This is a genomic window from Commensalibacter intestini A911, assembly GCF_000231445.1.
GTDB classification, from domain to species: Bacteria; Pseudomonadota; Alphaproteobacteria; order Acetobacterales; family Acetobacteraceae; genus Commensalibacter; species Commensalibacter intestini.
The window spans coordinates 423,329-435,686 of sequence record NZ_AGFR01000003.1 but is presented as its reverse complement, the minus strand read 5'-3'; the positions used below and the strand labels follow the sequence as shown (position 1 = coordinate 435,686).

Below are 12,358 nucleotides of genomic sequence, written 5' to 3'. Positions count from 1 at the left end.
AACACATGACCCATTTACCTTATCTTGCTGCTGCTTATGGAATTACCATTATTGCTATTGGTGGATTATCTGTGCATTCATGGACAAAATTAAAAACTGTTCAAAAGAAACTTGCTCAAATTCAAAATAATAAACGCTCATGAAACGTAAAACAAAAAGATTATGGATTGTTTTAGGAGCAATGATCTGCTTTGCTCTGGCCATTACTTTAATTCTATCTGCTTTTTCGAATAATTTGGTTTATTTCAAAGCACCTTCTCAATTGATCAATCATCCCACTGCAAAAGGAACAACCATTAGATTAGGTGGAATGGTTGTTGCAAATTCTTTACATTATTCTCATCACGATCAAACCCCCACAGCAGAATTCAAAGTAACCGACGGACAAGCTGCGATTGAAGTTCATTATACAGGTATTTTACCTGACCTTTTCCGTGAGGGACAAAGCGTTATTGCCATTGGCAGCTTAGATCAAAATAATATTTTTACTGCCAATGAAGTCTTGGCTAAACATGATGAAACCTATATGCCCAAAGAAGTCGCCGAAGCATTACAAAAAAGTGGCAAATGGGATCCTAAATTTGGCCCCCCACCTGATGCAGATACTTGGGATCATATGGTTAAACCTAAACAATAATATTAATATGTTGCTTGTATTTTATTATGAGTAACTGGCTAATACCAAAACCTTTTAAACCTTCTCTTTGATTTTCGTTATTTCTTTTTACAATAGCTTTTGTTAGAGAAGGTAAAGATTTAATCTGTTTTCATTTATATTCGCAATCTACTCTGGACAAATGCTGTGATCTCAAAAATACTTAGCCCAGAATTTGGTCATTTTACTTTGGCTTTAGCTTGCTGCCTTGCAGGGGCTCAATTTATTATTCCTTTGATGGGTAGCAAAGTAAAAAATAATCGTCTTATGGCTTTGGCATCTCCTTTGGCTTGGGGACAATTCTTCGCGTTGGCACTTGCTTTTGCTTGCCTGATTACAGCTGCGATTACAGATGATTTCTCCGTTCAAAATATCCTACAAAATAGTGCCGCTGATAAACCTTTGCTTTATAAAATTACTGGCGTCTGGGGAAATCACGAAGGATCTATTTTACTTTGGGCGTTTATCCTCGCATTCTTTGGAGCAATTGTTTCTGCTTATAGTGAACATCTTCCCCTTTCCTTACGCGCCAAAGTTATTGCGATTATGGGCGGAAGTGCCGCTGGATTTGAGCTATTTTGTTTAACAACATCCAATCCTTTCTTACGTGTATGGCCTGCCCCTCTAGATGGGCAAGGAATGAACCCTTTATTACAAGATCCTGGATTAGCGTTTCATCCTCCTATTTTATATATGGGCTATGTTGGATTTTCAGTGCCTTTTGCCTTTGCAGTTGCTGCGTTACTAGAAGGTAAAGTCGATGCGGCATGGGGACGTTGGGTAAGGCCTTGGACTGTTTTAGCATGGGCATTACTTACCTGTGGGATTGCATTAGGCTCTTGGTGGTCTTATTACGTTCTTGGTTGGGGAGGCTATTGGTTTTGGGATCCCGTCGAAAATGCTTCTTTATTGCCTTGGTTAACAGGAACAGCCTTACTTCATTCTGCATTGGTCGTGGAAAAAAGAGAAGCTCTTAAAGTCTGGACAATTCTCCTTGCCATTGGAACATTCTCTCTATCCTTAAGTGGTACGTTCTTAGTCCGTTCTGGTATTTTAAATTCTGTCCATGCTTTTGCATCTGATCCAGCCAGAGGTGTTTTTATTCTCTTATTACTTGCCGTGATCAGCGGTGGTGCATTACTTCTTTTTGCATGGCGAGCTCCTACATTAACGCAAACCGGAATATTTACATTCTTTTCCCGTGAGGGCTCTATCGTCCTCAATAATATTCTATTATGCACAATGGCAGCAGTCGTCTTAACAGGAACGCTTTACCCACCGTTTATTCAACTGATTAATGGCCAAACTTTATCTGTAGGCAAACCATTTTTCGATAATGCACTGATCCCCATTGCACTTGTTTTATTCTTAGCCATGGCGATTGGCCCTGTCATTGCATTTAAAAAAGGTAATCTCAAACAAACAGCTAAAACCCTTAGCGTTGCAGCACTAATCTCTATCCCTTGTATCATTATTGCGTTTATATATCTGCATCAAATCCTCCCATCGCTCGCAACAGGACTTTGCGTATGGATTATCCTAAGTGCATGTTCAGACTTTATTAAACATATTGCACTGTTCAAAACCTCTCTCGGCAATACAATCAACCGTATGGCTGGATTACCTCGATCTTTCTATGCAACTTACATTGCGCATATCGGAGTTGCCATTACCGTCCTAGGGATTGTTGGGATGGCAGCTAGCCAACAAAAAATTGTTGAAGTTCCAATCAATACCACTATTCATTTAGCTGGATATGATTGGACCTTAACCAATATCACCGATCGACAAGGGCCGAATTATATTGCTACGGAAGCTGTCATTAAAGTTTCAAAAGATGGACAGCCAATCACATGGATGGTTCCTGCGCGTCATTATTTCCAACGACAACAACAAGTCGTCACGGATGTTGCTATTCATACAAACTTTGTCTCTGATTTATATGCTGTCCTAGGCGACAGTAAAAATAGTACGCAAGCAACGCCATTATTCGTTTTACGGTTACATTATAATCCCCTTGCTCCTTGGATTTGGATTGGTGGATTAATTATGACTATTGGTGGATTTATCACGTTAACTGATCGACGGTTCAGAGTTGGCTCCCCTGCCCACAGAAAAAAAGCAAAGGACATTTAAAGATGCAAGATATTACTCGCCGTCGTTTATTATGGTCCCTTCCTTTTGCCACAGCTGCGGTCGCTGGTGGAGGATTTTTAGCCATGTTATCTAGATTACGCAAAGGCAATTTTGATCCAAGAGAAATCAACACACCAATTTTAAATAAACCTATCCCTTCCTTTACATTAGCTGATCAACCGCCATCAACAGGATTTAATCAACAAGAATTACAACAACAAACCAAGCCTGTTTTAATTAATTTTTTTGCCTCTTGGTGTATTCCTTGCCTAACAGAAATGGGCGTTCTGCAACAATTATCCAGTCATATTGCAATTTGGGGCATTGCCTATAAAGACAAACCTGATGCCGTGGCAGGTTTTCTACAACGAAATAGCAATCCTTATCGACGAATTGGTCAAGATCCAGATGGCAGCGTTGGCATTGACTGGGGACTTTCTGGAGTGCCAGAAAGCTTCCTTATTATGCCTGGTGGGATTATTAAATGGCACTATCCAAAGCCTTTAACAGCCACTTCTACCAAAACGCTTCTATCCTTTGTGCAATAAAGAAAGCATCCTAATGCGTTTTATAGCAATTTTATTTATTTTTTGTATCAGTCTATCGGCTCCGATTATTGCATTTGGCATTGATAGTCCTGATGAAATGCTCGCAAATCCTCAACAAGAAAAACGTGCAGAAAACCTAGGATCACAGTTACGCTGTTTAGTTTGCCAAAATGAAAGCATCGAGGATAGCAGTGCCGACCTTGCCAAAGATTTACGCAAAGTCGTCAGACAACGCATTGCAGCAGGCGATACAGATCAACAAGTCATGCAATGGATGGTGGATCATTATGGGAATTTTATTCGTCTCAATCCTCCCTTCACTATCACCACAGCTTTGCTATGGTTTATGCCTATATTGGCATTAAGCATTGGCTTAATGGTCGCCTTTGTAACGTTAAGAAAAAGAAAAAACACTGTTACTGCTGCGCTGAGCAAAGAAGAACAAAAACGCCTTAATGAATTGATGAAAGATTAAAAAGCAATGTTATGGACTGTTATTATTCTTTTTAGTCTACTTTGCCTAATTCCTTGTTGGGTTACGTTATGCAGAACACCAGCCATGACCAATGCGCAGCAATCTGCTTTGCGTGTGTATCAGTCTCAATTAAAAGAGTTGAATAATGATTTAGAGCATGGATTTATTCTAAAATCTGAATATGACCAAGCACAGCTAGAAATACAAAGACGCTTATTAAAAACGGATCAAATCCCCCCTTCGTTTGCAACCTCTACGACGTCATTACCAAAAGCAAGTATTATCGTTACAAGTTTAGGGTTATTTTGTATTCCCTTGGCTGCAATGGGATTATACTTAATGAACGGTCTTCCCTCCTTACCTGCTGCACCTTTAACACCAAGATTAGCAGAACAAGAGGAAATGAGTCAAAAAGTTGCGCCTTATATTACACAATTAAAGGCAAAATTAACCACTCTATCCATGACCGATCCAAAAAGAATAGAAGGATATTTACTGTTAGGAAAAATTGAGGCTTCTCGTGGGAATTTACCCGCAGCAGTGCAAGCTTGGAAAGAAGCACTTAACCAACAGTTTGACCCTAGCCTTGCTGCACAAATAGCAGAAATACAAACTCAAATTGACGGCAATGTTTCAACAGATAGTGTTACTTTATTCCGCAAAGCCTTAGACGCTGCCCCCAAAGATGTGCCTTGGCGAGAGCTGGCTGAACAACGTATTGCCGAATATGAGAAAGCTAAGCATTAATATATAATTTGTCCTGATTATTAAAACAGGACAATCATCATCTTTAAGAAAAAGGATTTTCAGCAAAAACAATTTTTTGCTCTTCTTTTTTCTTAGGTGGATTAACATTACAAGAAATAAAATATAACCCACATACTGATAACACATTACTGATACTGTATAACATCGTAAATCGTCCCATCATACCCACCGATGTCATCCACACGTAAATTCCGTATAATGTAAACGGAATGGAAATAATCCTGATCCCAGAAAGGAAATAACGCAAAGGATTAACAAATCCCTCTCTAACCAAGCTTTGATTTCGATGCACATACATGTAAAAACAAATGACCATCACACAAGATAGTAAGTTATAGGTTGATGAGAAAAAACCTATATCAAAGAAGAATAAAGGCATCAGTAAAAATGCAAAAGAGAAAATAACAGATCCCAGCATCAGATTCATACCAAGACGTAAATTACTTTTTTCACCAGGCAAACGATTCGTAATAGGTTGGAAAACATTATCCAACAACCAATAATCTATTTGCACGAAGATACCATTTTTATTTTGAGACATAATTACTCTTTAATTCCTTTTTGAACTTAGTCTATCCATAATAGAAACGCTCAACAAGGTAAAAATATTTTTCAATTTTTCGTGATTAAAACAAAAAAAAAAGCTCGTTCAAAATAAACGAGCTCAATAAGTTCAAGAAACAAAATAATATAAATCTTAGGCTGGGATAGCATCCTTATTATGCTCTTTAAGCATACTTACGATACGCTTAACACACCGACCACAATCAGGCTTACATCCACAAGATTCATAGACCGCACTAGGACGATCTGCACCGCCCTGAATTGCGTTACCAACATCCCTATCCGTTAAAGCTCGACATGAACAAATATACATAGCCCAAATGCTCCAAGACAACAAAGTTGTTAATAATGATATTAATAACCATTCTCAACACGAATGTCTAGAGGTATTTATAAAAAAAATGAAAAAAATCACATTTAATTTCATTTAATAGTTTTTACTTATAAGAATAAAAGTGATAGGGTTAGCAAGAAGGATAAAAGTTATCCTCAAGAAACAAAATAATTATAAAATATAACCTATAAAGAGAAATCACATGATTAAAGATAAAAAAGTTATCGAATATTTAAACATTCAATTAACCAATGAATTAACAGCTATTAATCAATATTTTCTTCATTCTCGTATCCTAAACCATTGGGGTATTACAAAACTTGGTAAAAAAGAATATCAAGAATCTATCGAAGAAATGAGACATGCTGATACCATTATTGAACGTATCTTGATGCTTGATGGTCTTCCAAACATGCAACGTTTAAACACTGTTCAAATCGGTGAAAACGTAGAAGAAATGTTGAATTCTGATCTTGTTATGGAACAAAAAGCTTGTAAAGATCTTCGTGAAGCAATCGCACATTGTGAATCTATTCATGATTTCGTTAGCCGTGATTTATTCTTATCTATTCTTGCATCTGAAGAAGAACATATCGACTTTATCGAAACACAATTTGACTTGATTAAACGTATCACCATTGAACGTTACATCACTTTAAACTCAGACGATTCTGCTCAATAATCTATTAAAAAAGGCAAAGGTAGAATTCTATCTTTGCCTTTTTTAATAGATTACACAATTTATTTTCAAAACTTTCAATTTTAGCATCCCCCTTTATATCCTTCGCTAACAATCACTTTATCATCCAATCAATGATATAAATTTTACTAAATCTATTTTTTCTACTAACCTGTTTGAAAGATATTTTTCATAAAAACAGGACATATAGTAACGATGAAAATCTCATTGAGCAAAGCAACTCTGTCTCTTGCTTTACTGACATCAACCCCATTAATGGGGGCAGCTTTCTTTTCCCAACATGCTTTTGCACAAAAAATAACAACCGATCCCATTACCTTACCTACAAAGTCTCCAGCAAAAGCAGAATCTTCTGTATTAATTAAACAAGACGTTGTTCGGAAAACGCTCCAAAATGGATTACGCGTTATTGTTGTCAAAGACCCTTTGGCACCTGTCATCACTGCTCAAATCAGTTATCTCGTAGGCTCTAACCAAGCACCTGCAGGTTTTCCAGGAACAGCACATGCATTGGAACATATGATGTTCCGTGGCAGCACAGGATTAGACAAAGATCAACTAGCTGTTTTAGGTGCACAATTAGGAGGCAGCTATAATGCCTTTACAACCGAAAATGTAACTCAATATTACTATACTGCCCCTGCTGAAGATTTAAATATTATGTTAAAAATCGAAGCATTACGAATGGGTGGCCTCAGCTTAAATGCTGCTGATTGGGAAAAAGAACGCGGAGCAATTGAACAAGAAGTTTCAAGAGATCTCTCCAGCCCTATTTATAAATATGTATCAGAACTTCAAAAAATCATGTTTGACGGAACACCTTATGAACATGATGCTTTGGGAACTCGTCCATCTTTTGATAAAACCACTGTTGCAATATTACGGAAATTTTATGAAACATATTATGCGCCTAACAATGCAATTTTAGTCATCTCTGGTGACGTTGATCCAAATAAAGCAATTGCTCAGGTTGAAAAAGATTTTGGCTCTATTCCTCGCAAAGACATTCCAAAATCCAAACCGTTCACGCTCAAACCCATCAAAGCACAAACCTTAACTTACCCAACAGATTTCCCAACCAGCCTTGTTACCATTGCATGGCGCATGCCTGGTGAAAGATCTAAAAATTTCGCAGTTGCAGATATCTTAAGCGATGTCATCTCCAGTCAACGTGGGGCTTTGTATGGATTAGTGCCTCAAGGTAAAGCATTAATGGCTGACTTTGAATATGTACCAAAAGGAGATGTTGGTTTTGGCGTTGCAATCGCAGCCTTTCCAAAAGGCCAAGATTACAAACCTGTTTTAAATGAAGTCAAACAAATCATTCAAAACATTCACGAGCATGGTGTTTCTCCTGAACTCGTCGAAGCTGCAAAACGTAAAGAAATCGCAAGCCTAGCCTTTTCAGCCAATAGTATCACAGGGTTAGCAAGCTCTTGGTCAACAGCACTCGCTTTCCAAGGATTAAATGATCCGAACGAAATGGCTGCTGCATACCAAGCAGTAACTCCAGAGCAAGTCAATGAACTTGCAAAACAAATCTTAAATCCTGATGAAGCTATTACTGCTATTTTAACTCCAGAAAACTCAGGAAAACCAATCTCTAATAAAGGATATGGTGGCGCAGAGTCTTTTGCTTCCGTTCCAGATAAACCTGTAAAACTACCTGAATGGGCAGAATCTGCACTTAAAAAACTCAATGTTCCCAAAGAAAGCGCACAACCTACAGATATGACGTTAAGCAATGGTATTCGCTTAATTGTCCAACCAATTCACGTCAGCAATACCATTAGTATTTTTGGTCAGATTCGCCAAAACCCTAGCTTACAAGAAGGTAAAGGCAAAGAAGGTATTGCAGATATTACCGATGATATGTTCAAATATGGTACCAAAACATTGGACCGCTTAGCTTTCAGAAAAGCAGTTGATGATATTGCTGCTGATGTTAGTGCAGGTAGTGATTTCTCTTTATCTGTCTTAGCTCCTGATTTTGACCGTGGCGTGCAACTCTTGGCTGATAATGAGTTAAACCCTGCTTTTGATCAAAAATTCTTTGATATTGTTAAACAACAAACCTCTCAATCTTTGGTTGGACTTTATCAATCACCTGGCTATCATTTCAGCAGAGCCATCAGCAAAGCCATTAACCCACCCAATGACCCAAGCTTACGTCAAGCCAATCCTCAACAGGTCATGAAACTGACTGTTCAAGATTTAAATGATTTTTATAAAAAATCCTTTAGACCTGATCTGACAACCATTGTTGTGGCTGGGAATATTACTCCAGCACAAGCAAAAGCAACCATTGAAAAATATTTCGGACAATGGAAAGCTGAAGGACCTAAACCTGATCTAAACATGCCTAAACGTCCAAATAGCAAGAGCTCTTATGTGCATGTTCCAGACAAGAGTGCTGTTCAAAATAGTGTTGCTTTGGTTGAAAGCATTAATATGAATGTTCACCAGCCAGATCATTACTTATTAAACCTAGGAAACGAAGTTTTAAGTGGTGGATTTGCTGGACGTTTCTATAAAGATTTGCGCGTCAAAACAGGCTATGTATATAATGTTAATAGTGACTTTGATTGGTCTCAAACCAGAGGTGCTTACAGCATTACGTTTGGTGCAGATCCTGACAAAGTTTCTTTGGCACGTAAAGCTGCATTAAAAGACCTAACCGCTATGCAAACTACTCCAATTACAGAGGATGAATTACAATTAGCAAAAGCGTCTCTATTACGCAGTATTCCTTTACAGGAAGCAAGTGTGAATGGCATTGCAGATCGTTATTTAACCTATACAAGCCTAGGATTGCCTTTAAATAGCTCTCATATCGCAGCAGAAAGTTATTACAAAGCCACTGCTGCTGAGATTCAAAAAGCATTCCAAACTTACATTCGTCCAAAAGACCTTGCTCAAATTATCAAAGGTCCAAATACTCCGTAATTTTACTATTCTAAAGAGTATCATTTTTTGATGCTCTTTAGATCGCTTTCAATAGAGTATATATGATGCAAAATACACAAGAATGGTTTGACTATCTTCTTTCTTCACAATGGGTTTCCTTGGGCAATAACACCCTTATTCAACCTCAACGAAGTGAAGATGGTATATGGAATTTAGGTAATATTACCCTCAACGACCAAGAAGTAACAAAAGCTTGCCCATCTACAAACATTCAAGAGATCAAAGAATTCCAACTTATCCATAACTCATGGCAAGTAGTAGTCTTCAAGAAATACAAGCCAATTATTTATTTTTGTGCGTTTGGCTCACAGGCAATTTTTGAATGTGTATATACATCGATTCAATCTCTGATTGAGTTTGGCAAATGGCAATATGATATCGCAATTTTAACCGCAGAAGATACAAAAAAAATATTAGAAACAATCCTTGCACCTTTAGAGTTAGGAGACAAACTACATCTTATTACTCTACCTGTACTAGAAAAATTTGACTGGTATATGGCACGATATCACATTAATCAGTCCATATTACAACAAGCTCAACCGTTACTATATTTAGATACAGATATTATCTGCAATGCACCATTAGACGAGCTGTTCATTCAACATATTAACAGCCCTTTTATACATACTTGCAAAGAAGGACCTCTTGGAGAAGGCTCCCCACAGTCAGGAGGATATTGGTACGGTTGGCGATTAATGCAGGAAGATCATATCCCTTTCCAACCAACCGATCGAGGCTTTTCATCTGGAGCGATGTTCTTTAATAATGTTAAAATGACATTGCCATTTTTTGAAATGATTATTCAATCTGCCTATGGTTTTATGAAGAAACAAGGTTATAAAGATGAATTTTATGATCAACGCTTCACAAATTATATTTTGTTTAAATTTCAAAAAGTAGAAATTGAAATGATGTCAAATTGGATCCGTCTATATCGCATTCCTCAAGAAAGCACCACAATACCAAGTGGAACCCAGAAACTAGGATTAATACATTTTCTAAATGCATCTACAGAGAATAAACTTATCACTATGAAAAAATATATTGAAGACCTACATCTTCGTTTATCTAAACAATAAAGTAATTTTATATTTTAAATAGTTTAATATCATAAAAATAAAGCAAACTTGGTGACCAGGTCTGCTTTACATTAAAAACGACTATCAATAAAAAACCTTAATTTAAAAGACCTTTAAAAATAACCAAAAAAGACAACCAGATAACATAATAGAAACTGGTAAAGTCAAGATCCAAGCCATTGCCATATTTCTAACAGTGCTCCATTGAATTCCGTTTCCTCGCCCAACTGAGGTTCCAGCAATTGCAGACGTTACAACATGGGTAGTACTAATAGGCATATGAAATTGATTTCCCATTTGAATCATCGTCATCGCAACAGTCTCGGCTACAGCACCTTGCCCATAGCTCATTTCTTGTTTGCCAATTTTTTTACCAACCGTTACCACAATACGTTTCCATCCAACCATTGTGCCAAGACCTAACGCAATCGCAACAACCACTTTTACCCAAGGAGGAATAAATTGAATAGAACTCACAATATCATTTTCAAAATCAGTAATAATCGTTTCTTGATCTTTAGGTAAATTCGTTTGTAAGTGCGTAAAGTGAACAAGGTTTTGATCTAACAAATATAAATTATTTCTAAGATTTGTCTGATTTTCAATAGGAATATCTTTAAAAGTAGCCTTATTCCCAACATCTTCTTTAATAATTCTTAACATTGCCCGCATGGCAGGAACTGTTTCATGAAGTAAATGATTTTTCTGAATGGTATGAGTAAGAACCTCATGGCTTTCAGATAAAGACAGTGGCATCACAGGACCATACTCAGCTAAAATATTATCAACCACCATTGCTTTATGGGTAAAATTCTCTACTTGCCTTGAAGAGACTGCACTATTTAAAGCATAAGCTGTAGGAACGGTTCCGATCAAAATTAACATGATCAATCCCATTCCTTTTTGTCCGTCATTAGAACCGTGACTAAAGCTAACTCCTGTACAAGTTAAAATCAATAATACACGCATCGGCCAAGGAGGCGCTTTTCCTTCTTTAGGTGCTTGATAAAGCGTAGGGATAGGAAGTAAAAATCTTAATAATTGCATACCCAAAAATGCAATCGCGAACCCTGCCAGTGGACTAAAAATAAGCGCTTTAAAAACCTGTAATGCTTGTCCCCAATCAACACCACTAGAAACCCCATCCCCCATAAGGAGCTGATTCATTAAGCCAACCCCAAGGATCGAACCAATTAATGTATGAGAAGAAGAGTTAGGAATACCAAAAAACCATGTCAGCAAATTCCAAATAACCGCAGCGAGTAACAGGGCAAAAATCATTGAAAAGCCTGCTTCACTACCTACTTTTAAAACAAGTTCAATCGGTAATAAAGAAATAATCGTATAAGCAACAGCACCACTAGATAGTAAGACGCCAATAAAATTCCAAATTCCTGACCAAATCACCGCAAAAGTCGGCGGCAAGGAGTTACTATAAATGACAGTTGCCACAGCGTTTGCTGTATCGTGAAAACCATTTACAAATTCAAACCCCAATGCAATGATTAACGCCAAGCCTAACAATACAAAGGCCAAAGCAGATGAATGTGTTGAGCCGATCAAATCCTCACGCACATGCATAATGGTATAAATAATTACGCCAAACAAAACAGCTAAGAAAGCAACCGTATTAAGCAGCGATCGATTACGTGGAGTCATATTTAAAGCTTTTTATATAAAATAAGAGTTTTTTCTAAAAAAATCATGAAATAAATTCTTTATTTTCTTAGAAGCGCTGGCAAATAAGGGCAATACACGTATCATCACTTTTTATAAATACACAACAAACCTGCATAAAGGATCTCATTGGCGAATATCCTGACCTTATTAAACGTTAGTATTTTAGACTAAACCTGGGTTGACTTTACAAAAGAACCTATCTCATCACAAGGGGGGATGTATCATAAAAAACAAAAACCACAAAGAAACTTGCTGAGCGTTATAAAAAAATAACAGTTTCATATATAAAATCATACAAAACACATCTTGATATCATTAAAAATGATCAATGAAATATATTTTGTAAATAACCAAAAAAACAAGTTCTCTTTTAATCAAATGGAATTTAAGATATGAACATTTAAAATTAATCGCCCTATTCTCTTTACGTTTTTATCAGGTAATATAGT

General features: G+C 37.0%; 12 protein-coding genes. 9 read left to right on the top strand and 3 right to left on the bottom strand.

The genetic code is table 11. The features are described from left to right. Window positions 1-5 precede the first annotated feature (5 nt). From ccmD to ccmI, 6 genes are all read left to right on the top strand, one after another. Window positions 6-143: a heme exporter protein CcmD gene (gene ccmD, locus CIN_RS11645; RefSeq protein WP_008853457.1), complete on the top strand. Its 138-nt coding sequence runs from the start codon at window positions 6-8 to the stop codon at window positions 141-143. After that, window positions 140-637 carry a cytochrome c maturation protein CcmE gene (gene ccmE / locus CIN_RS02370; protein ID WP_008853456.1) on the top strand — a complete coding sequence of 166 codons (498 nt, stop codon included), beginning with the start codon at window positions 140-142 and terminating at the stop codon, window positions 635-637. The genes ccmD and ccmE overlap by 4 nt, the downstream gene beginning before the upstream one ends. A gap of 177 nt (window positions 638-814) precedes the next feature. Next, entirely contained in the window at window positions 815-2,791 is a 1,977-nt protein-coding gene (locus CIN_RS02365; RefSeq protein WP_040363868.1) for a heme lyase CcmF/NrfE family subunit, read from the top strand. A 2-nt stretch (window positions 2,792-2,793) separates the two neighbouring features. Next, complete coding sequence (locus CIN_RS02360) at window positions 2,794-3,339, top strand: redoxin family protein (protein WP_008853454.1); 546 nt, start codon at window positions 2,794-2,796, stop codon at window positions 3,337-3,339. Window positions 3,340-3,352: 13 nt separating this feature from the next. Further along, the gene (locus tag CIN_RS02355; RefSeq protein ID WP_008853453.1) at window positions 3,353-3,814 is read left to right on the top strand and encodes a cytochrome c-type biogenesis protein; all 462 of its coding nucleotides are present in this window, start codon (window positions 3,353-3,355) and stop codon (window positions 3,812-3,814) included. Window positions 3,815-3,820: 6 nt separating this feature from the next. Continuing rightward, window positions 3,821-4,561, top strand: coding sequence for a c-type cytochrome biogenesis protein CcmI (ccmI, locus tag CIN_RS02350; RefSeq protein WP_040363705.1), 741 nt, complete (start codon window positions 3,821-3,823; stop codon window positions 4,559-4,561). Between the two features lie 43 nt (window positions 4,562-4,604). Here the strand turns inward: ccmI and CIN_RS02345 are convergent, their stop codons facing one another. Together CIN_RS02345 and CIN_RS02340 are read right to left on the bottom strand one after the other, a co-directional pair. Continuing rightward, window positions 4,605-5,123: a hypothetical protein gene (locus tag CIN_RS02345; RefSeq protein WP_008853451.1), complete on the bottom strand. Its 519-nt coding sequence runs from the start codon at window positions 5,121-5,123 to the stop codon at window positions 4,605-4,607. 156 nt (window positions 5,124-5,279) lie between these two features. Then, a complete protein-coding gene (locus CIN_RS02340) occupies window positions 5,280-5,459 on the bottom strand; it encodes a (2Fe-2S)-binding protein (protein ID WP_008853450.1) in 180 nt (59 codons plus the stop codon). 223 nt (window positions 5,460-5,682) lie between these two features. Between CIN_RS02340 and bfr the strand changes: the two genes are divergently transcribed. The 3 genes from bfr (at window position 5,683) to CIN_RS02325 (ending at window position 10,229) form a co-directional block, all read left to right on the top strand. Beyond that, complete coding sequence (gene bfr / locus CIN_RS02335; RefSeq protein WP_008853449.1) at window positions 5,683-6,162, top strand: bacterioferritin; 480 nt, start codon at window positions 5,683-5,685, stop codon at window positions 6,160-6,162. A 213-nt stretch (window positions 6,163-6,375) separates the two neighbouring features. Next, window positions 6,376-9,126, top strand: a complete 2,751-nt coding sequence (locus tag CIN_RS02330) for a M16 family metallopeptidase (protein ID WP_008853448.1) — start codon at window positions 6,376-6,378, stop codon at window positions 9,124-9,126. Window positions 9,127-9,188: 62 nt separating this feature from the next. Then, window positions 9,189-10,229, top strand: coding sequence for a glycosyltransferase (locus tag CIN_RS02325; RefSeq protein ID WP_008853447.1), 1,041 nt, complete (start codon window positions 9,189-9,191; stop codon window positions 10,227-10,229). 102 nt (window positions 10,230-10,331) lie between these two features. Here CIN_RS02325 and CIN_RS02320 read toward each other — a convergent pair whose 3' ends face one another. Beyond that, a complete protein-coding gene (locus CIN_RS02320; protein WP_008853446.1) occupies window positions 10,332-11,888 on the bottom strand; it encodes an inorganic phosphate transporter in 1,557 nt (518 codons plus the stop codon). Between the last annotated feature and the right edge of the window lie 470 nt (window positions 11,889-12,358).